The organism is Bradyrhizobium sp. 154 (assembly GCF_023073875.1).
Taxonomy (GTDB): Bacteria; Pseudomonadota; Alphaproteobacteria; order Rhizobiales; family Xanthobacteraceae; genus Bradyrhizobium.
Window position 1 is genome coordinate 1 of record NZ_JADPKG010000019.1, and the last position, 20,514, is coordinate 20,514.

15 protein-coding genes, 1 tRNA gene and 1 pseudogene are annotated in these 20,514 nt (G+C 60.2%); 9 read left to right on the forward strand and 8 right to left on the reverse strand.

The window, feature by feature from the left end; translation table 11 throughout:
* Positions 1 to 296: 296 nt before the first annotated feature.
* Complete coding sequence (locus IVA92_RS01345; RefSeq protein ID WP_247275789.1) at positions 297 to 950, reverse strand: histidine phosphotransferase family protein; 654 nt, start codon at positions 948 to 950, stop codon at positions 297 to 299.
* Between the two features lie 203 nt (positions 951 to 1,153).
* Between IVA92_RS01345 and IVA92_RS01350 the strand changes: the two genes are divergently transcribed.
* A complete protein-coding gene (locus tag IVA92_RS01350) occupies positions 1,154 to 1,978 on the forward strand; it encodes a 3'(2'),5'-bisphosphate nucleotidase CysQ (protein ID WP_247275790.1) in 825 nt (274 codons plus the stop codon).
* Between the two features lie 7 nt (positions 1,979 to 1,985).
* Here the strand turns inward: IVA92_RS01350 and IVA92_RS01355 are convergent, their stop codons facing one another.
* Positions 1,986 to 2,480, reverse strand: a complete 495-nt coding sequence (locus tag IVA92_RS01355; RefSeq protein WP_247275791.1) for a YHS domain-containing (seleno)protein — start codon at positions 2,478 to 2,480, stop codon at positions 1,986 to 1,988.
* A 139-nt stretch (positions 2,481 to 2,619) separates the two neighbouring features.
* Here IVA92_RS01355 and IVA92_RS01360 point away from each other — a divergent pair, with 139 nt between their 5' ends.
* The 5 genes from IVA92_RS01360 (at position 2,620) to IVA92_RS35905 (ending at position 7,386) form a co-directional block, all read left to right on the forward strand.
* The gene (locus IVA92_RS01360; protein WP_247275792.1) at positions 2,620 to 3,225 is read left to right on the forward strand and encodes a DUF1134 domain-containing protein; all 606 of its coding nucleotides are present in this window, start codon (positions 2,620 to 2,622) and stop codon (positions 3,223 to 3,225) included.
* 118 nt (positions 3,226 to 3,343) lie between these two features.
* On the forward strand, positions 3,344 to 4,642 hold the full coding sequence (locus IVA92_RS01365) for a hypothetical protein (RefSeq protein ID WP_247275793.1): 1,299 nt from the start codon (positions 3,344 to 3,346) through the stop codon (positions 4,640 to 4,642).
* Positions 4,643 to 4,799: 157 nt separating this feature from the next.
* Positions 4,800 to 4,874, forward strand: a tRNA-Val gene (locus IVA92_RS01370).
* Between the two features lie 1,396 nt (positions 4,875 to 6,270).
* Positions 6,271 to 7,035 carry an outer membrane beta-barrel protein gene (locus tag IVA92_RS01375; RefSeq protein WP_247275794.1) on the forward strand — a complete coding sequence of 255 codons (765 nt, stop codon included), beginning with the start codon at positions 6,271 to 6,273 and terminating at the stop codon, positions 7,033 to 7,035.
* Between the two features lie 132 nt (positions 7,036 to 7,167).
* Positions 7,168 to 7,386 carry a hypothetical protein gene (locus tag IVA92_RS35905; protein WP_346658109.1) on the forward strand — a complete coding sequence of 73 codons (219 nt, stop codon included), beginning with the start codon at positions 7,168 to 7,170 and terminating at the stop codon, positions 7,384 to 7,386.
* A gap of 1,202 nt (positions 7,387 to 8,588) precedes the next feature.
* Here the strand turns inward: IVA92_RS35905 and IVA92_RS01385 are convergent.
* The 3 genes and pseudogenes from IVA92_RS01385 to IVA92_RS01395 form a co-directional block, all read right to left on the reverse strand.
* Positions 8,589 to 9,338 (reverse strand): annotated as a pseudogene (locus tag IVA92_RS01385) (IS6 family transposase); the annotation flags it as partial.
* 652 nt (positions 9,339 to 9,990) lie between these two features.
* Complete coding sequence (locus tag IVA92_RS01390) at positions 9,991 to 12,378, reverse strand: hypothetical protein (RefSeq protein ID WP_346658110.1); 2,388 nt, start codon at positions 12,376 to 12,378, stop codon at positions 9,991 to 9,993.
* A 2,298-nt stretch (positions 12,379 to 14,676) separates the two neighbouring features.
* Positions 14,677 to 15,060 carry a hypothetical protein gene (locus IVA92_RS01395; protein WP_247275797.1) on the reverse strand — a complete coding sequence of 128 codons (384 nt, stop codon included), beginning with the start codon at positions 15,058 to 15,060 and terminating at the stop codon, positions 14,677 to 14,679.
* A 407-nt stretch (positions 15,061 to 15,467) separates the two neighbouring features.
* Here IVA92_RS01395 and IVA92_RS01400 point away from each other — a divergent pair, with 407 nt between their 5' ends.
* The 3 genes from IVA92_RS01400 to IVA92_RS01410 are packed head-to-tail and all read left to right on the forward strand — an operon-like array spanning position 15,468 to position 18,325.
* Positions 15,468 to 16,202, forward strand: a complete 735-nt coding sequence (locus tag IVA92_RS01400; RefSeq protein ID WP_247275798.1) for a response regulator transcription factor — start codon at positions 15,468 to 15,470, stop codon at positions 16,200 to 16,202.
* Between the two features lie 28 nt (positions 16,203 to 16,230).
* On the forward strand, positions 16,231 to 17,652 hold the full coding sequence (locus tag IVA92_RS01405) for a type II and III secretion system protein family protein (protein ID WP_247275824.1): 1,422 nt from the start codon (positions 16,231 to 16,233) through the stop codon (positions 17,650 to 17,652).
* Positions 17,653 to 17,662: 10 nt separating this feature from the next.
* A complete protein-coding gene (locus IVA92_RS01410) occupies positions 17,663 to 18,325 on the forward strand; it encodes a CpaD family pilus assembly lipoprotein (RefSeq protein ID WP_247275799.1) in 663 nt (220 codons plus the stop codon).
* A gap of 43 nt (positions 18,326 to 18,368) precedes the next feature.
* On the opposite strand, the gene IVA92_RS01415 is transcribed toward IVA92_RS01410, so the two are convergent.
* Genes IVA92_RS01415 through IVA92_RS01425 form a run of 3 tightly spaced genes read right to left on the reverse strand, consistent with a single transcriptional unit; the run spans position 18,369 to position 20,512 of the window.
* Positions 18,369 to 19,406 (reverse strand): EscU/YscU/HrcU family type III secretion system export apparatus switch protein, encoded by a 1,038-nt coding sequence (locus IVA92_RS01415; protein ID WP_247275800.1) that lies wholly within the window; start codon positions 19,404 to 19,406, stop codon positions 18,369 to 18,371.
* A complete protein-coding gene (sctT, locus tag IVA92_RS01420; RefSeq protein ID WP_247275801.1) occupies positions 19,403 to 20,224 on the reverse strand; it encodes a type III secretion system export apparatus subunit SctT in 822 nt (273 codons plus the stop codon). The genes IVA92_RS01415 and sctT overlap by 4 nt, the downstream gene beginning before the upstream one ends.
* Before the next feature lie 12 nt (positions 20,225 to 20,236).
* Positions 20,237 to 20,512, reverse strand: coding sequence for an EscS/YscS/HrcS family type III secretion system export apparatus protein (locus IVA92_RS01425; RefSeq protein ID WP_247275802.1), 276 nt, complete (start codon positions 20,510 to 20,512; stop codon positions 20,237 to 20,239).
* Between the last annotated feature and the right edge of the window lie 2 nt (positions 20,513 to 20,514).

Genomic DNA, 20,514 nt, shown 5'->3' on the forward strand with positions numbered 1-20,514 from the left:
CGTTGTTCGGCTCCTGCTCGAACTTCACCAATTGATTGTCGACGGTGTCCAGGCTCTCGCTGGTCTCCGTCAAAAACTCCCGCAACAGATCATCCATGAAAAACAGGCCTTCATACAGGAAGGGCGCGCACGAGGCGTGATGCGCCATTTCGGAATGGGGCCAGCTTCACCGCAAAGCGTTTAATATTGGTTGAGTATGTGCAAAAGAACGGAACCAACAAAGAGATAAGGCGCTCCGGACAAGCCGAAGCGCCTCGTCAAGTTTGGATTAATATTCCGAGCGCGAAAAGGCGCGTTTACGAAGCGGTAACGGTGATGGCTTCGCCTTCCGGCGCGAGCTTCACGGTGAGCCCGCAGGCCTGCGCCAACAGCCGCGTATAATAAGGCTGGATCGCATGCGCATCCGCGGCAGGCCCGCGCTCGCCGCTCAGGAGCTCGGAGATGTTCTGCGGCAGGCGCGCATTATGTCCCGTCGCGGTGATGCGGAAGCTCATCGTCTCGCCCTCGCCGATCGGATCGATCGTCAGCATGCCGCCGCGCGGGATCGTGTGCTGGGCAACTACCAGCATATTGAGCAGCAGCTTGACGCGATTCTTCGGCAGCAGCAGCCGCGGCAGATTCCAGGTGATCGAGCACTTGCCGTCCTCGATGTGGCCGCGCGCCATGGTCTGGGCATCACCGAGATCGATCTGTGCGCCGGAGGAGCCGGCGGCGCCGAAGGCAAGGCGGCAGAACTGGAGCCGGGCCGAGGCCGTCTTGGCGCTCTTGCGAATGAGGTCGAGCGCGAACTCGCGGTCCTCGGGCTTCGGATCGTCGTCGAGCACTTCGAGCCCGTTGACGATGGCGCCGACGGGGCTGATGAGATCGTGGCAGACCCGCGAGCACAACAGCGCTGCGAGTTCGAGCATATCTGGAGCAGTAGCGGTCGCGGGCGACGAGGCGTCAGACATATAATGGGGTCCTGGAGGGTTCCTGGAATGCACGGCGTTGGAGCCGCGAATCACGCATGCTTGACGGATGCTGCGGGTTCTAACATTCGCATGGCCGCGGCAGCTAGCTTGCGATCGATGAGAGGTGGCCATAAAGCCCCAACCGAATCAATCGGGGCGAATCAGTCGAGGAGGACGAAATTGCCGATGAATGAGGCATCCAGGTGAAGCGGATCATCGACGGCGCGGCCGCAACCGGCCTGATGGAGCCGCTCACCGCACTGATGGTGAAGGCGGGCGAAGCGATCCTCGCCGTCAACCGTGCGGCGATGCGGGTCGAGGGCAAGCAGGACGGCTCGCCAGTCACCGAGGCCGACCTTGCCGCCGACCGCATCATTGCGGAGGGACTGGCGCAGCTTGCGGCCGACGTGCCGACCCTGTCGGAAGAACGGACCCAGTTCGCCTCGCCGCCGTTTCAGGGCAGCTTCTTCCTGATCGATCCGCTCGACGGCACCAAGGAATTCGTTGCCGGCCGCGACGAATTCACCGTCAACCTCGCCCTGGTGACTGAAGGCGTGCCGCTGCTCGGCATCGTCTCCGCGCCCGCGCTCGGCCTGCTCTGGCGCGGCGTCATCGGCCGCGGCGCCGAGCGCGTGAGCTTCGACGGCACGACCATCGGCGCGGCCGAGCCAATTCACACCCGCAAGTTTCCGGCGCAGGGCGCGCCCTGGATCGCGGCGGTGAGCCGCTCGCACGGCGATCTGAGGAGCGAGGCGTTCATCGATGCCAGACCCAATGCCGTCCGAAGGACGGTCGGCTCGGCCGTGAAATTCGGCCGGATCGCGGAAGGCAGCGCCGACATCTATCCCCGCTTCGGACCGACCTCGGAATGGGACGTCGGGGCCGGCGCGGCGGTGGTAACCGCGGCCGGCGGCAGGGTGACCGACGGCAAGGGAGGCGAGCTCCGCTTCGGCCAGCGCAGCGACAGCGGCTTCATCATCCCGGAGTTCATTGCCTGGGGCGACCCGCAGGCGGTAGATCGCTACTGACCGCCTGTTACTGGCCAAGCTTATCCTGGAGGGCGGGCCAGCGCTTGCCGACCTCATAGAGAAAGCGCTCCGGGTTGGTGACGAAGGCGTCGCGATTGGCTTCCCGGCTGAACAGATAGAGCCGCTGCGCCACGATCGCGAAGAAGCGGGGATTGCCGGCGACGACGACGCCGCGGGCGATATCGGCCGGATCATAGCCGCCGAATTGTGGCCCGTAGATCTCGGGATGGGACAGGAAGGAGGCTCGGTTGCCCTCGTTCCGGAAGCGCCAGACCGCGCCCCAGAGGTTCGCCTCGAACTGCGCCGTCCCTCGTACGGCCGCGCCATCGACGAAATAGGCGACGGGATCGAAGCCCTCGATGGCGACGCCGCTGAAGCGGTTGACGACGATCCGCTCGGTGGTGGCTGCCTCTGCAGGCAACCTCGGGCAGATGATCCAAATGCCCGCCAGCAGGCAGACGAGGCAAACGCGGCGGCCGATCAAGGCAATTCCGGGGCGCAAAGGGCTATCTTCCTGCCGTTGTGCCGTCATAGTTGCTGCGGATAACATCCGAGTCGAGGGGACATCCGGCGCAACCTAGAGCCGTGCCTGTTGGCGTCAGGTTAAGGAAGCGATCGGTTTCGGTACCAGGGGTTCTTTTATGACTTTCGCATCACGCCTTGCTGCGCTCGCGCTCGCCGCGATGATCGGCTGGATCGTGCCGGCCTCCGCCCAGCAGGCGCCCCCGCCCAACCTGCCGCCGCCGCAGCGCGCCCCGACGCCCAACACCTATGGGCCGGACGAGCTCGTGACCGCGGGCCACCGTTTCTTCGGCAACGTCTCGCGCGGGCTCGCCTCGATCATCGAGAAAGCGGTCAGCCAATGGGGTCTGCCGAACGGCTACATTCTGGGTGAGGAAGGTTCCGGCGCTTTCGTCGCCGGCCTGCGCTACGGCGAAGGCACGCTCTACACCAAGAACGCCGGCGATCTGCGCGTCTATTGGCAGGGCCCCTCGCTCGGCTTCGATTGGGGCGGCGACGGCGCCCGCACCATGACGCTGGTCTATAACCTGCCCGCCACCAACGCGATCTACCAGCGCTTCGCCGGCCTCGACGGCTCGGCCTATATCATCGGCGGCTTCGGCATGACGGCGCTCACCGCCAACAACATCGTGCTGGTGCCGATCCGGTCCGGCCTCGGCCTGCGGCTCGGAGCCAATATCGGCTATCTCAAATTCACGCCGAATGCGACCTGGAACCCGTTCTAGGTCTCTTCTCCCAACTGGGTACGGATCAAGGTTAACGACAGAGCGGGGCTGGCTTTTTGCCGGCGCCCCATGCCATTGTCGTTGGTAAATTTTTCCTTAGCTCTGGGAGTTCTGGCCCATGGTCGAACCGATCATGTACCTGGCGATCGGTTTCCTGCTCTCGATGCTGTGCGGGCTTGCCATCGTGCCGCTGGTGCACAACCGCGCGGTGCGCCTGACCACGCGCCGGCTCGAGGCCGCCACCCCGCTCTCGATGGCCGAGATCCAGGCCGACAAGGACCAGCTCCGCGCCGAATTCGCCATGTCGGCGCGGCGGCTCGAGATGAGCGTCGAGCAGCTCAAGAACAAGACCACGAGCCAGCTCGCCGAACTCGGCAAGAAGAGCGATGCCATCAACCGCATGAAGATCGAGTTAGGGGAGAAGAACGCCACGATCTTCGCACTGGAGGCGCGCGAGAAGGCGGTGAAGGAGCAGCTTCGCGCCACTGAGGAGGAGTTCAACGCCAAGACCGAGGCGCTGCGCGCCGCCGGGATTGCGCTGGCCGACAAGCAGGCCGAGCTTGCAAAGATCAACTCTGAACTGTCGGACCGCTCGATGATGGCGGAGAGCCGCCAGGTCGAGCTGGTCGCCGTGCGCGCGCAGATCGAGGAATTGAAGAACCGCGTCGGCGATGCCGAAAAGGAGTTTGCCGCGACGCAAGCGCGCCTCGCGCAAGAGCGGACCGAATCCGAGACCGCCTCGCGCGAACTCGCGGATGCCCGGGGCCGCGTCGAGAATCTGAGCCAGCGTGTCACCGAGCTCGATCGCCAGCTCATCGTGCAGGTCACGGAGGCCGAGATGCTGTCGAGCCGCGTCGCCGACCTCGAGGGGCGCCTTGCCACCCAAGGCAAGCTGCTCGCCGAGCGCGACTATGAGAACAACCAGCTGCGCCAGGCCAACGAGAGCAATGAGCGCATCATCAAGGAGCTGCGCGTCGAGATCGCCGCCTTGAGCGGCGGCAAGTCGTCGGCCCCGTTCGAAGCGCTGCGCGCGGAAAAGACCGCGCTGGAGGAGCAGCTCCGCAGCGCGCGTGACGAGCGCGCCAGACTCCAGCGCGACATCAACGCGATCCAGCAGCAGGCGGAAAGCTCCTGGGCGACCGAGCGGATGGAGAACGCGCTGCTGCGCGAGCGCATCAACGACATCGCCGCCGAGGTCGCCAAGCTGGCGATGCAGCTCGAAGGCCCGAACTCGCCGATCGAGGCGCTGCTCGCGGCCGACGCCAGCCAGGCCGCCAAGCCGGCGCCGCGCCCGGCCAACGATGCTGCCACCAACGGCGCGGCCACGGCCACCCTGCCCGAGGGCGGTGGAACGCTCGCCGAGCGCATCCGCGCCCTCCAGGCCCACGCCTCCCGCGCCCGCCAGCAGGGCGCCTAACCGGGCCGAAACCCGGCCTACCAGCGAATGGCATGGCTTGCGATAGGTTTTCCGGCCCTACGGCGCCTGGAAACTTGACACCTTCGGCCCGCACTTCTAAATCGCGGGCTCCAATGTGCCGGCCGGCCGCAAGTCCGGCCGCCTGCATGATGGTCCCGGGCGCATAGCTCAGCGGGAGAGCGTTCCCTTCACACGGGAGAGGTCCAAGGTTCGATCCCTTGTGCGCCCACCATTAATCCCTTGGAATCAGGCACTTAGCGACGCGGTTCTCCGAGTATGTGCCCCAAAAAAGCTGGGGCACAGCATGGGCACGAAGCGAGCAATGATGGCGCGACGGCCACGGAGCGGCTCGGCTGCTCATCGTGCGACCGTCCGATGTTCTCGCCACCCAACCGGTGTAGGCGACCTCGTTTGTCTCGATGCGCTCTTGTCTGCGACGTTCCTGCACTGTTTCTCTCTGCCTTTAGTGCTTCTCAGGCGGTGAGCGATCACTCTGCCGAGCAGCAGGACTTCGGCTGCGCGCCTAAAGAAAATCCCGCCAGCCACATAGGGCTGACGGGTTCTCGTTTGCCAGTGCGTATCCGCGGTACTCGTCACCCATCCGCGATGGCGCATCGTGCAGCCATAACGGTTGACGTTGGATTACCGCTCACGATCTTAGCGGCTTCGTTCGACGTCGTCCGTAAGACCGATGGCGACGGCAGACAAGTTGAAAGTATACACTTTCCGCCCTCAAAAACCTCACCGAGCGGCGACGCAGGCCGCCGCGTAGTAGCTCGAAGCTCTTCAGAATCATGGACAGTCTCTGATTTGCGTTTGGGTTCTGCGAGCGCACGCAGCTGGCTGACCTCATCGGCCCGGATCTTCACTCGGGGGTCCCGGTGCCAGACATCTCGAATGCGGTTTTCGGACCAACTATCGAGCCTGCGGCTTAATCTGCGAAGCACAGCCTTCAGCGACTCGCCGGCATCGCTCGCCGGCCAACTTTCGAAGAAGGTCTGCGGCCTCGAGCAGAAGATGAAGCCAAGCCGGGCGCGACTGGCCCAGCTGATCGCTCGCCGCAGAAATGTCCGGGCCATAAAGGTCCTCGTCGAGGCGGACTGCACTGGCGGAGGTGCCGACGCGACCACGTCCTCGCTCTGTTGAGGATCACATTTTTAAAATCGAAATGGGCACATGGTGTTTCGTGCCTGGCGAGCTTCAGGCGGATCGGCAGTCCGTCTGGATGGGTAAGCGTGTGGGCGCTCGACTGGATGAGGATTGTCTCCAATTGGAGACAAAATTACCGAGGGGATCGTCAGCCATACCGCGATCACCGGCATCCTAAGTACCTCGCAGATTATCGATTCCTAGTAGCTCGGTCGGAGAGCAAGCTACTGCGTGTCGTGGGCATGGAAACGAAGAACCCGATTCGCTGCGGGGCGTTTTTGCCCGCCCGCCCCCGATGTGCACGCCACCGGGATTTTACTTCCGCAACTAGCTAATAACTATGAAGAATCCCGCCCGTCTTTGACCGCGAGTGTTGCAAGCCGGCTACAGCAACGTAGAGGCGAACGACGTACTCTTAATCGGGCCCGGAGCCAAACGCATCCGATTCATTGAACTCGTATTTCTGGGGAGACACTCGCATGAAAAGGCTTTTAGCGGCTGCAGCCGGAACACTAACTCTGGGGCTGGTCGCTCCCGCCAGTGCGGCGGATCTGGCCGCGCGGCCATATACGAAGGCGCCTCCGATGATTGCTGCTGTTTACGACTGGAGCGGCTTTTACATCGGCATCAACGGCGGCGGCGGTTCAAGCCACAAGTGCTGGGATTTTGTGGATGCAGCCGGCATTTTCGGTGTCCCAGGCGCTCTGGTCGGCGAGGGTTGCCACAATGCTGTCGGGGGCACGGTCGGTGGTCAGATTGGCTATCGCTGGCAGTCGGCAAATTGGGTGTTCGGTTTCGAAGGCCAAGGCAACTGGGCTGACTTCAGAGGCGACAACACGAGCTTGGCGTTTGGCACTGATCGCAATCGCTCTCGCATCGACTCTTTTGGTCTGATTACCGGGCAGGTCGGTTACGCATGGAACAATGTTTTGTTCTACGTCAAGGGCGGCGCCGCGGTCGTCGGCGACAAGTATGATGTGTTTGATATTCCGACTGGCGCGCTCTTGTCGTCGGCGCGTGAAACCCGTTGGGGTGGCACCGTTGGCGCGGGCCTCGAGTATGGCTTTGCTCCGAACTGGTCGGTTGGCATCGAGTACAACCACATCTTCCTGGGCGATCGCACGATCGACTTCACCACGCCGGCTGGAGCCTTCGCAGGTAGCGACCGCATCCGCCAAGACGTTGACATGGGCTTGGTCCGCCTGAACTACAAGTTCGGCGGTCCGACGATCGCGAGGTACTGAGCAGCTTCATAAAAGAACAGGGGCCGGCTCTTAGAGCCGGCCATCTTCTTTGGAAGGCTCGAATGACAAAGACCTTCAGGCCAAACGTCCCTTCGCAGCTCGCCGTTGAGCTCAACGAGGCACTCGCTTCGGGTGAACCTCACACAATTTGCGGAGCATCGGGCAGGCACTCAGACATTTCAACATTTCAGAACTCTCAAAAAAACTGGACTGCAGCGTACAAGCATCTATCGCGCGTTCGGCGACCAACGGCTTCCGAATTTTTCAACAATTCTCAGTGTGCTCACCGCCATGGGCTTGCAGATCAAACTAGTTCCACGCACTGGCGGCAAGAGAGCGTCGAGGACATGATCAGGGCTCTCCAAAACAAGTTCAATCTCGACTGCGCGAGCCCGTTTCGGGACAGCAAAAGCCCCGCCGGTTCGCGCTAGCGGGCCTGTGTGCTAGCAACTTGGCGTGCTGCGCGGATCGTGCGGAACGTCGCGGCACCGGCCGCAGGAGCTGTCATAAGGTAGCACCTGCGGCCTACATATCCGCGGGGGCTCGGACGCCGCCGCACCTGATGGAAGCCCGTTGTTCTCGTTTTGCGGAATGTTCTCATGCTGCCTCGGGTACTGGCCTGTTTCCGAGCGCGGAGGCCTAGTTTGAAAATCACGGTGGCCTGATTTGAGGAACCGGCCCGGAACTTTCGCGTTTGAATTGCCGGTTACGTCATGGAGGAAGGCCATGGGAGCGCGCCGCCGATTTAGCCAGTCTTCGCCCTTGGAAGAACGACTTGCCGAAGAAGCGAAAAGCCTACGCGAGCAAGCCAAGAAGCTCCCGCATGGACCGCAGCGGGAAGCCTTACTGCGTAGAGCCCGACAAAACGAGGTTGGCGCTCACATGACCGAATGGCTTATGTCGCCCGGCTTGCAGCCGCCGGAGTAAAGCGTAAGATTCAGGTGATTTGCGAAACCAAATGGGGGGCAGCGTGACGGCGCCAGACCTCGTTTTCATAATCACCATGGTTGGATTGGGCGCTCTATCCACGGTCCTCGCGTATATGCTGGTGCTGAGCCTCTAAGGCGCCCGTAAATCTCCGAAATGGACAGAGAGTAACGCCGCCTCAATTGGCGGGCCTGTTCTGCGGGTGCAGGTTCGCGCTGGCGGGCCTATCACGTCGTGCTCAAAGGTGACGCCCTCGGGATCGTTCTCATCGAGCCATGCCTGCGCAACCTCTTCGGTCGCGAAGACCTTCAGAACCTCGCCCTGATCGTAAATCCAAACGGTCATAATTCGCGCTGCGGGACGTCCGCTCTTGGTCTTGGATGCACGCGCGCGTCAACCAGGACCTCCGTGATGGCGTCGCGGAGGCTGTCCCGATCAAGGATCTGGATTTCAATGGTGGTTGCCGCGTCGCGCTCGCGCGTGAGATAGTCGGCCAGCGCCTTCATGGTGTCGTCGTAGCTCTGCTCGATCTGCTCGGCGGGGTGAGGCGAGCCATCTTCACGATCCTCCCGCGCTGGACTTCTTCTCCTCTTGCCGCTTCCATTTTTGGAGATAGCCCATGCGCGATCTGGCACTGAACCGAAGAAGGCACTTCTCAGGGTTTGAGAATCGGCGATAGCGCCTATCGCGGAGATCTCGCAGGAAATCGCAAAGGCTGGCTCGCGCGAAGCACGACGGAAGTCGGCAGTGACGGCTCCGGAATAGGGGACGTGGAAAAGGTTTGCGACCGGATCGTGAACTGACAGAAACCGCTGAGTCTGACGGGACGATTTAAGCCGCTTTATGATCCGCTCGCGTCGCCGGGTCGGCGGGTGAGAATTCTCAGCGCGGTGGTTGAGAGCTTTGTGGTGGCGATGGTCGGTCGGTGTGAAAGCCCATCTCGCCCTTGCAGCGCCGTACGAACGGGGTTTGTACGTGATCATGACGCGCGGCGGCGTGCCGCCGAATTTCAAGGGCTTCTTGACAAGCCGCTGCGCAGCGCGCGAGTCTCTTCGGCGCTGGATTAAGACCTCGAGAACGAGGCCATTCTGGTCGACAGCGCGGCAGAGCCAATGTTGTTCGGCCGCGTCGAGATAGCGATTTCGTTCAGATGCCATTTGTCGCCGCGCGCGGAGCGCGCTGGCGGATCCAAAAGGAGAACGCTTTTGCCGAATTTGGTTCCCCACTGGCGCACGGTTTAATAGGTCACGACGATGCCGCGCGCCGCCAGCGACCATGCGCAAGCTTAAGGAAACGGGAAATACATCCAAACGGCATAGCAGATCACTTCCGGTGGGAAACCATGACGGCGAGAAAGAACACCGGGCGGTTGGCATGCCGCTCGTCTGCCCGCTCGGCCGCTCCAATTCGTTAACTTGACCGTGCCTTCTGCCCTCAACCCTCGGCTGCTCCGTCCTGTCAGCGCCATGCAGCTGAAACACTACACTCTTCACGTATTCAAACCGATGCGAACAATTGTTTTCGCGGGCGTCTCCTTTCTTTGAGGTCAGCGACGAGTCCTCATCTTGCCCCCGGAGTAGCGGAAAGGGCCGTCCACCCCAGCACGAGAGCCCGGTGCGGCTGGCCCGCACGCGTTTGGCCCTTTACACCGCATTCTGGTGCTCCAGGCCGGGAAGCCCAATCGTTGTGGGGCGCTAAGCACGGCGCCGCAGACACTTACCGAAGCGATCGGCGATGGGATCTCGAACACAAATGCGCAAAACTGCTTCATTCACGATCTGAAGCATAGCCGGGTCTTAGGCTATTCGGACCCGGCCATCGCAAGCGCGGCGACAAGCGCCGCGATGCTGTTTTTCAAGCGAAAGGAAGTCGGGGTCTCCACGCTCCCGACCGAATTTCAGTCGGACCCCGTTGTCGATCTGTTCGAGGAGCCCGCGCCGGCTTCGAGTTCATCGAGGATTTCCTCTCGGTGGCGGTCTGCTTGATGGTGTCACCACAGCGACGCTCTGGCGCGAGACACTCAGGTAACTACATCCTGAGGCGCGCGAACTGCATCGACGCGTGCTCCGCCTCGGGAAGGGAGTAGCCTGGGGCGATGCTCAACAACGACTTACAGAACGCAGGCGTGAGCTTGCCGCGGTGGATCACGACGTTCTCGTGCCCCGTGGCGGCTTGAGCGCTCTGCCATTGCCGATTGTAGCCGCGCTGTTCATTGGACTTCACGTGGCAAGCGGCGAAGTCGGCGACGCCCAGCGTGGCCAACTGCGAGGCACGTACCGGCAGCTTGGTATGGATGTGCACCCACATCGGATTTGGCATCCTACCACTGCGCAGCGCCTTGGGCTGCAGCTTGATCTCGAACAGCGTCGCTTGCTCGATCTTCTGCAAGGCTTGGGGTGAATACACAGACGCAAGTTCTTCGGCCGCCCGCAACTGTTCAAGGTACTTCTGCGACGGAAACGCATAGGTCTTCATGCAATCGATCGTGATCGCCGCCTTTTGCGCGTTCACTGAGTTTGCCTGTCCCTGAACCTCGGACAACATCGCCTTAAGCCGGACTATTTTGTTGTGCACTTCGGTCATTTGCGCAGGCTTGAGTAGGCCACGTCGGCGGGGCTCCTCCAGCGCGGCTACACAGGTCTTAATCTCGATGGCCTGCGTCTGCAGGCGCTTAAGGACGAGATCCACGACGTGGTCGGCGTCCTCAGGCTTCATCTGGCGCGCTTGCGAGACGGCGCTTTGCTGAGCCGGCAGATCGAACTGCAGCAGCTCGTCCAATCGCTTGAGTAATCCCGTCAGTGCGTTCCTGGAGGGCGGAGCCTCCCACATGTCCAGGTGCCCGGTCGCCGATGACGACGCCCTGGCGCGCGCCTCCTCTGCACTCGCGAGTTTCTTCGTACCCAGATCCGAGAGTACGATAACCGTGGCAGCGTCGGGCCTGGCGAGCTGCGGCTCGCGCAGCCTGGCAGTTGAACTCCCCTCGCCTGCGGCCGGTGCGCGCTTGCCTTTCCCTTTCCTGCGCGCCGCGTGGTTCTCAGCCGCTAAGTCGGTCTTTTCCGATATCGCAGTCTGGGCAGGCGGCTCCACTTGCCTCTTTGGCTGCACTGCCAAAAGTCGCGTGACTTGGTGCGCGGTGACCCATGCACCTTCCACGATCTGGTCCAACTGTTCCAATGGAAGGTCGGCATCCGTTCCAGCATCCCTTAGCCTGGCAACGATGCGTTCCACCCCTGAGGCCAATTCCGAATGCCGTTCCATGACTCCTTCCAGAACGGTGCAGTGCTCTGCGTCGAGTGGCTCTCCGTCCTCGTTCAGAACGGCTTTGTACGTCGAGATGAATGCCGGAAAAGCATCCTGGATATAGGTCCCGAGCAGACGCACCCGCCCGTTCTCATCCATGAGGGCGTCCCTCACGGTTGGTTCAAACGTGCTCGCCTGAGACTCAATCAGAAGCTTCGCGAGCTTAATCCGCGCTTCCAGATGCAAGCACCCATCATAAAGTGCCGAGCCGGTATGCAGGCGTAGTGCGGCCTCGATGGGCTTCCGCATCTCGGGCGTCGTGCTTGGCAACTTGGCAGTGGTCTCGCAGACGGACACCATCCGTTCCGAGCGTAACAGCTTCTTTCCCCACCACTCGATGACAGGCACATGGTCCTTCACCATACCGGAAGCCACTCGGCTCAACTGTTCGGGGGTAGCGTTGGATTTGATCCGCTGGAACAGGTCTGCCGATTTCTTTCTGCGCTCTTGCAAGTCGGAGATAATCGCTCTGCCCACAATCTTGCCTTGATGCCCCGCATCGAGAACGGCATAGCAATATTGACGGGCCTCAGCGTCGGACAGAATGCTCCGCGCCACGGCCGGGCGCAGGCTCGCGTAGTACTCCAGAACTGCCGAGCCTACTTTGACGAACCGATCGGCCAGCTCTAGCGCCTCCTCCGAGTTCTGGGCTTGCATGCCCGCATTACCGCAAGCGGCAAGTTCCTCACGCAGGCGGTCCATGTGTCGCCTTGCTGCGTTGATTTCTTCCTCTGACGAGGAAATGGAGACTGCCACACCGGAAGTTGGCTGGCTGGCGACCGGCGCCGTGTCTCCACCCTCCGACACTGAGGTAAAGCCGCGCCGCCGCGCAGTGACTGCACGTGGCGCAGCGGCTGCACGTGCCGCAGCGCCTAGGATTCGATCTGGGCCAACGGAGGGACCGGAAGACCTGTCGCCAAGGGCATCGTCGGCACCGCGCGCCGTGCTAGCGGAGGGCGTCCCTCTATCTTGGGGCCCAGAGCGCATCCGCTCCACAACGGAATCGAACGATTGACTGCCTTCCCCAGGGGCTAGACTTGAGTGCGAGCGTGAACTGCTCGATCCGGCTCCAGCATCTCCAGTGCGCGATCTTCCAGATCGGCCAATGCCCGTCATATTCCATCTCCAATCAAGTCGAGAATGCGCAGCCTGTCTGGATAGACAGGCTGGCTGACGAGTAGCTGACGAAGGGCGTTTTTCCGGTTGCACAGGAAACCCACATCGCCGTGGATCGTGGTCGAGTAGCTCGGCCATTTGGCGTTGCCCTCACACATCCGGGCAGACGGCTTTGGCGAGTAGGCCGGCGGAATCTCACCGCCGGCCTCAAGGATCCCAGCGTGAGACTCTCGCGTCACTAGGCTCCCATCAGGCGAACGAGCCGCGTATGCCGATCTTCCATTGTGCGAACAACCCGGGACGTTCGCGAGATAGTCGTTCGAGAACGCGGCCGGTCTTGGCCTTGCGACCCCATAAAGCGTTTGAACTTCCGCACCATCCAAGCCTCGATTGTCTGATTGACGTATCGAAGGATTGACCCAGAGGCGCCGGCCTGAATCGACCGTAATACACAATCCCCCCGCAGGAGGGGATTGAGCTGCCGAGCGATGTCAGCCATTGACACATGGGTCCGTTTTCGGAAGTTCAAATCCCGGATTGCCGCCCGCATAAACTTCAGCGCCGAAGCGCTGAGCCGAGGCAGAAAACTGCAAAACACCGAGGCGTTTTTTGAGTTCTTTGCCTGTCGCTGCCGGAAGCAGTAGCCGAGGAAGTCAAACTTGACGTTCGAAACCGGGCATATGTCACGCGCGAGGAGCACGATCCGGCGCGAGCGCTTCCTTCAAGTTCACTTCTGAACCGGCCCCTGCAATAGCGAAATACCAGTCGGTCCCAGCCCGCTCTCATCATTCGAATCGTCTTGTCCCACAGGCAATCTTCGAACAGCGCGCTCCAGGTAATACGACGGATCATCGTCAGACGAATCCGTCTCGCAGCTCTCTTGACTATCGCTATCCTCGACTTTGGAAAGATACTTTGTAGGCCTGTCTACTCGGTGCCACTGGTCGTTCTCGTTCTTCGTCCACACTTTTGGATGCTGTTGAGGATCAAGCACCCAGTTATTGCGACCCACGAACAAAACCCATTTCCGCTAGATGGGGTTCCATACCTCCTACGCCAGGACGTGATAAGACCAGCGGATGATCGCCGTCCATTCGCAGTTCATGCTCCAGCAGGATATCGCCCGCGTTCTCGGCGAGCGGATAAGTAACGCGTAGGTCTACCACGGACGTGATATCGTTACGCCCGAACTGTTGGCGAAAATGGTCTCCCTTGATCCGGACCGAGCCTCCGGCTCCTAAAAGCCCTACAGTTTCGTGACCCAACCTGATAGCTGAAAAATCGCGCGGGCTTATCCGGATCATCGTAAGTACTGGAATAGCCTCCACCCACCGACAGTTGCAGCCCGCTCGGCTTTCTCCGAACAAAATCCGAGTACTCGTGCGGGTTACTGGCGATGTGCATGATTTCACTGGACAAGAATCTCTTCACTTTGCGCATGAAAGATTCTCAGTCGACGATCTTGATAATGGGCGGATTGGAACGCAGGGAGTATGGCGTCGCGCCCGCCGACGACGACCCACCTCGCTCCAGGCCGGCAACCGCTTCCGCAAAACGGAGCCACCGATTCTGCCATACATCAGATCGCTCCCGATCGGCAAAATGCACGCGATTGAGTCGTGCCGCGACAAGCTTTGCCGAGGAGGATATACAACCTAGCTGACCACAACCTGACCAAAGCATCTGTCCGCACTCCGATGCGACTGCCAAGCACTCTGCGGAAGACTTATTGGCCGTCAAGCTCTCTAGGATCGGGGCGCTTCGGCTCAGACGGAACAACTTGCTGACGCGCGGTCGTGCACCATGCGAATTCCGGAGCAAGTCGCCCACCGATTCCGAGATGATGCACCATTCTGATCAGACGTAGAATGACAACAACATTTTTTCCCGCGTCCGGATGGAGCAGAACCGACATTGCTTGGCGAGTGACCATCACGTGGGTTTGCTAGCCCAGAAGAGTCGGCGCCCAATGTGAGCCTTGCAGGAAGACGCCGCCATGCAAATCACCAAAATTATCGCTCGCCCCACCAGAATTGCCAGCGACAGATTGCGTTCGGTCATCAGGGCATCAGGTGCGACTAGGAGACTGAGACACAGACCTCAGACGTGTTGTCACTATCCAGGATGCGAATGCAATCCATCCAAAGAATTGATTTCACACTTCATGTGCTGCCGGGTAGGGAAAGCGCCGTGCATCACGCAACATGGTAGGTTTGCTGTCGGTAAAGCTGCGATGAGTACGTGATCATGGACGCCGCGATCGGATTGTAGGCACGGTTTTGCCCGGTGCGGCCAACTTCATGTCACCCCCCGTCTTTGGATTGTGCGGCCGTTGAGCAGTTCATTCCACAGCGTCTCGGTGATTTTATAAAAGTTAGAAAAAGGAAGGCGCGGCAGGACGGCCTCGTTATGGCGTTCTCCAGCTGAGCGTAGCCGCGCTTGGCCATCACTGTCGCTCCAGTGATCGGAGCACGAAGGAGACTCACCTTCCAGGCCGAATGAGGAAGTTCGTTGCTCAAGCACGGAACGTCTGCGGGCGTGTGAGGCTTTGCAAATTGAGGGCCGCGATGCAAATTGCCTATCATCGCTGCTCCCCATCAAACCTGCGGCCGTGCGGCTGCGCTCGCCATCGGGAGCATCGATCGTGATGAGGAGATTTAGATCCAGACCATGGAACGGCATTGTCACTGCTCCGCCATGTGAATGCATCGGTCCAAACCATCGATTTCACCAATCAATGTGTTCTCGGCAATCATCTCGAACTCAGGATGTCGGCGACAACTACCGGGATTGTTCCGGCGCTGAGCGGGGTGCTGCCCGCCTATCGATGCATTTGATTGATTGCCGCCTATGTCCCGGTGGCGAGAGCACATTCGACGTCACCAAGATGCATGCGCGCCACGTGAGACAGTGAACAACGCCAGTCGAGCTTACAATGGAATCCCGATCCAGTATGCGATTCGCCAGCACCGCTGCTCTTCGTCTATTCCGGATTCCAACGCTTACGCGGAGGCCGGACTGTTCAATTCCGCGCATGCTCGAACCTGACGTGGTGGGTGTCTTGGCGTGACTTAATAGGAGGTCGCGGAATGCGAACGCTACTCGTTGATCATGAGACAGACCCAGCGCGCGTTGTACAAGAAGCGCTCTCCGATTGCGGTTTTGCCGTTGACGTAGCGTGCACCCTGGACGAGGCGGCCGCCGCTTTTTGTTGCGCCAGCTATGACATTCTCTTGCTCGAGTTGGTTCTACCGGATGGGGACGGCTTGGATTGGCTGAAGCAGTTGAGACGTGACGGACATTCGATGCCTGCCGTGATGATGAGTAACTTCAACGAGCTCGGTAGGCGCATAGCGCTATTTAATGGCGGTGCGGACGACTTCCTGCCCAAGCCCGTATCTACTGATGAACTCATCGCACGGATGCGCGCTACTCTGCGCCGATCAACGCAAATGACGGCCCCCATCGTTACCTTTGGCAATCTGCGATTCGATTCGATCGGTCGGCAAGCGTCGGTCAATGGTCGACCGCTGAAGATTGCCCGCCGCGAGGTGTGCATTCTCGAACATCTGCTCAGCCGCGCCGGCCGCACCGTGGCTCGCGCGTCATTGCAGGATAGCCTCTATGCATTTGACGACGAGGTCTCCACCAATGCGCTTGAGGTCGGAATCTATCGTTTGCGCGGTCATTTGAGTCAGTCCGGTGCGTCGCTACGGATCAAAACCGCGCGCGGGATCGGCTACCTCCTTGAATTGAAATGCGCGGCATCGACCGCGCAGCCAATCGAACTTGAAAGAAAAGACCATCTTGAGCATCATTCTTGACAAGCATGCCGGCGTCACTCGAAGATCGATCGCCGCCAACGGCCTTTCGTCCACCTTTCTTCCTTGTCTTTCGCAGCTTTTGTGCGTAATCGTCCTGCTATTCCCGGCTGCTGCCGTAGCTCAGATCAAGCGGGATGATGGAGGTGGGCCGCAGCGTACGGCTGCCGACGGCATTAGCGGAACGCTGACCCTTTCCTCTTCGCTGGGTAAGACGATTCATCTGCCAGCGCCAGCTGCGAGCATCTTTATCGCAGATCCTACGGTCGCGGACTATCAGGCACCTTCGAACAAGACCATCTTCGTTTTCGGCAAAAAATCCGGGCGGACCACCTTGTTCGCACTGAACGAGGGCGGGGAGGCCCTCGCTGAACTGCGTGTTGTCGTCACGCAGCCGATCGAGGATCTGCGCGCCACGCTGAAAGCCCAGGTCGGCGACTATCCCATCCAGGTAAGCTACACCCCGCGCGGGGCCATCCTTAGCGGTACGGCGCCCAATGCGGAGATCGTCGACATAGCGATGAAAGTGACCGAGCAGTTTCTTGGGTCTGGTGCGCTCGTCGTCAACAAGATTCAGGTGGCGGGGTCATTGCAGGTGAATCTGAGCGTGCGGGTGGCGGAGGTCTCCCGGAGCGCTATGAAGGAGCTCGGCGTCAACCTCTCCGCTTCCGGTCAAGCTGGCCCTTTCACTCTCGGCTTGGTCAGTGGCAGTGGTGGTGGATACGGCGCGCCGCAGGGCGGCGGTACGGCGAAGATAGGAGTCAACACTGGCCATGTGAACGTCAGCGCTATGCTCGATGCACTGGCTCACGAGCGCCTCGCTTCCGTACTTGCTGAACCGAACCTCACCGCAATGTCAGGCGAATCCGCCAGCTTCCTCGCCGGCGGCGAATTTCCCATTCCGGTGTTGCAGGACAATCGGCAGGTCTCTGTCGAGTTCCGTCACTTCGGCGTCAGCCTGGAGTTTGTACCGACCGTTCTCAGTAACAATCAGATCAATATCCGCGTGAAGCCTGAAGTCAGCGAACTATCGTCACAAGGTGCTGTCAACATCAACGGCATCTCCGTGCCGGCTCTCTCCACCCGGCGTGCGAACACGGTTGTCGAGCTCGCCAGCGGCCAAAGCTTTGCAATTGGTGGGCTTATCCGGCGCAACTTCAGCACTGAGATCACGACTTTCCCCTGGCTCGGCGACGTTCCGATACTTGGTGCGCTATTTCGCTCATCGTCATTTCAACAGGATGAGACGGAACTCGTGATCATCGTCACGCCTTACGTCGTGCGGCCAAGATCGAACTCGAAGCAGATGAGTGCGCCCACCGACCGCATCGCTCCGCCCTCAGACCTCGCGCGCAGTCTGACGAACACATTGGCAACGCGCTCGCCTGTTCGCAGTGCTCCCCCGATAAGCGTACCAGGCGCGACAAGGGGCACCGGCCACATCATCGAATGAGGATCGACCAATGAGATTACGATTCGTGCGCCCCCTCATCGGTCTGACGGCCAGTCTAGGTGGCTGCACTAGCACCGCGCCGACTTACCTCGAGCCGACCGCGCAAGCGATCCTGGTTGAACAGGAGAAGAACGTCTTACTGTTACAGACCCTTGGAGGGCCCGAACGGCAGCGTCTGCGTTATTTCATAGCAAGCACCAGTCGCGGTCGGTATGACGCGCTGCATCTTGATATCGTCGGCTCACGTCGGCTCGGGGCGCAGATAGCAGCTGAGGCCCGCGCAATGGGCGTCGACGCTGTCAACATCCGCCTGTACGGTCCATTCATCGATAGGCGTGATGGCTCTGCCGCCCGAATCGAGGCGATTACGTACGAGGCGCGCCCTCCCGTTTGTCCGTCGATTGCGATCGTCGGCCCTTCAGTGAACGACAATTCTTTCGATCCGACGCTTGGCTGCTCGATCCGCAACAACTTGGCCGGCATGGTCAACGATCCGCGCGACTTGATTGACAATCAGGCCGTTGTGCCGAGTGATGGCAATCGTGCGGCCATTCCCGTTGCCACATACAAAGCCTTCGCGACCGGCAATAACAGCAACTTGGGTATAGCTAACAACAAGCTGCCATCAGATCCCACGTCTGCCGGCACCCAGACCGTGCAGCCGTCTCGATAGCGAGAACATCAGTCATTCGATGCGACCTCATTCACAACACGAACTAGACTTGGCCGGTGGCAAAGAGTGCTTTTGCGACAGCCTCGAAATACTGGACAGGAATGGAATTGCCAAGGCTAGTGTTGCGGATTAGCTCACCGACCAGGACGTGATCATCGACGATACTGAGACGAAGGCGCCTCGCTTCATCAAGGAGCCGTGAAGCCGCCTCCCCATCGCCGCGGCAAACCAGGACCGGGACGCCCGTTTCGCCACGGATGTAGCGTACCCCGACCAGCAGCTCGCGCCCAGTCAAGATCAATGTCGCGCGACGCACGCCGAGTGGAGACTCGCTCGCCTGCTCCCGCCGAAGGCGTCGGTGTTCGCGTTTCACCTCCGGACTGCCTTGCTGCTCCTTGTCCTCGCGCTTCATATCGCTCTTAGTCATGCGCATGCCGCGCAAAAACAACCAGCGCTGGACGAGGAGGTCGACCAATCCGCCGATCAGAAATGCACCACTTGCAATCCCGATCAACAGTTTCACTTGAATGAACACGAACTCGAAGCAGCCCGTGCCGCAAACCGGCAGATAGACCAGTGTCTTCCACGCGCCGACAACGACGAGGACAAAGATCGCGCCGAGGCAGAAGACTTTGAACAAGGTCTTCCCAAGCTCGATGAGCGAACGCAAAGAGGCGATGCGCTTCAGTCCGTTGATGGGATCAATGTTCTCGAATTTCGGCGTCATCGGCTCGGAGGAGAACACTAATCCACCATTGGCCAGGACCGTCGTCAGAATTGCGCAGATGACCATACTCCCAAGAAGCGGGCCAACAATTCTCAGTGCAAGTTCGGGCAAGACGCCGAGCGCAAGATCGACCGCAATATTGAACGGCTTATCAAGCAGCTTGTCAGTCAGCATGAGCGCTTCACGACATTTGTCGTAGATGGAACTCGCTTCTATCCAGAGATAGCCGAGACCGGCGCAAGCGCTGAGGGCCCTGACTAGATCCGTGCTATGCGGAACCATGCCTTTCTTGCGCGAATCGCTTAGCTTCTTTTCAGTGGGGGCGAGCGTTTTCTCTTCGCTCGTGTCGCTCACTTCAGTTTCCTTTCCAGCCTCTCCAGCTCTCGGCTCGACTGTATGATTTCGGATTGCATGTATTCGATGAGATAGATCGTATAAGTGACCATGACGATCGCAAAGCCTATATTCTTGATCGTCAACGATAGGTCCCGCGGGTTGAATTGCGGCGCAAAGCGCCCGAGCAGGAGCGCGGATATGTCGGCCAGCAAGAGGAACGCTACCACAGGTCCAGAGACCAGGACGGCGGTACGTATGATGCTGTCGAGCACGCCCCACAACTCCAGTGTCCCTTGCATGCTCAGCGTGGGTCCAAGCTGATAAGCCGGCCAAACCAGATAGCTGCCGTAAAGCCCGCTGATCATGGTTTGCAGCCCCCCCGTGACGACGAAGATCGTGATCGCGGTGGTACCGATAAGCAGTCCCGTCGCCGAAGCCTGACTGCGTGTCGCGGGATCGGCGGGAGTGACTACGCTGCTGATGCCCCGTTGCGTGTCGATGAACTCGCCGACGGCCTGAAGACTCCAGAGGGGAATACTGAGCAGGGCGCCGATCAGCAGGCCGACACACGTCTCCTTAAGACCGAGTAGCGGGATCTTGAGCAGACGGGTGTCCGGATCTAGCTCCTTCAGGCCATCGGCGATGTGCGCCAAGTATGGTAGTTCGAGTGCAACGGCCAGGCAACCGCGGATCAGGCCGCCGATCTGCGGACGCGTAAATACCGGAAGCACCAGCATAATGCCCACGGGGCGGGCCGCACCAAGGCCGGCAGCAACGACGAGTTCGATGGTTGCCTGGATCAGACTTTGCGTGTTGGTGGTTGACAGATCATACATGACGGGCGGCTGCTAGTAGCCCGTCGTGAGCGCGGGAAAATCAGTGAAGATCTGCTTGGCTTGTTCGATGAGCGGGGCGCTCAGCACCGGAGCAAACAAACCTATAATCCCAACAATAACCAAAAGCTTCACAGTCAGTGGCAATGTCTGATCCTGGATCTGCGTTGCCGCCTGGATGATGCCGATGACGGTTTCGGCGACAGCCGCTGCAATGAGCGGCGGCAAAACCCAGGTCATGAAAAGCACCAGTGATCGGCTCATATAAGGGAGAATAGTGGCCTCATCCATGC

Bases quoted from the DNA above. Each gene is read 5' to 3' on its own strand.
- IVA92_RS01375 (WP_247275794.1), top strand. From the start codon at position 6,271: ATGAAAAGGCTTTTAGCGGCTGCAGCCGGAACACTAACTCTGGGGCTG.
- IVA92_RS01395 (WP_247275797.1), bottom strand. From the start codon at position 15,060: ATGCCGTTCCATGGTCTGGATCTAAATCTCCTCATCACGATCGATGCT.
- sctT (WP_247275801.1), bottom strand. From the start codon at position 20,224: ATGTATGATCTGTCAACCACCAACACGCAAAGTCTGATCCAGGCAACC.
- IVA92_RS01400 (WP_247275798.1), top strand. From the start codon at position 15,468: ATGCGAACGCTACTCGTTGATCATGAGACAGACCCAGCGCGCGTTGTA.
- IVA92_RS01345 (WP_247275789.1), bottom strand. From the start codon at position 950: ATGTCTGACGCCTCGTCGCCCGCGACCGCTACTGCTCCAGATATGCTC.
- IVA92_RS01360 (WP_247275792.1), top strand. From the start codon at position 2,620: ATGACTTTCGCATCACGCCTTGCTGCGCTCGCGCTCGCCGCGATGATC.
- IVA92_RS01410 (WP_247275799.1), top strand. From the start codon at position 17,663: ATGAGATTACGATTCGTGCGCCCCCTCATCGGTCTGACGGCCAGTCTA.
- IVA92_RS01365 (WP_247275793.1), top strand. From the start codon at position 3,344: ATGGTCGAACCGATCATGTACCTGGCGATCGGTTTCCTGCTCTCGATG.
- IVA92_RS01425 (WP_247275802.1), bottom strand. From the start codon at position 20,512: ATGGATGAGGCCACTATTCTCCCTTATATGAGCCGATCACTGGTGCTT.
- IVA92_RS01390 (WP_346658110.1), bottom strand. From the start codon at position 12,378: ATGACGGGCATTGGCCGATCTGGAAGATCGCGCACTGGAGATGCTGGA.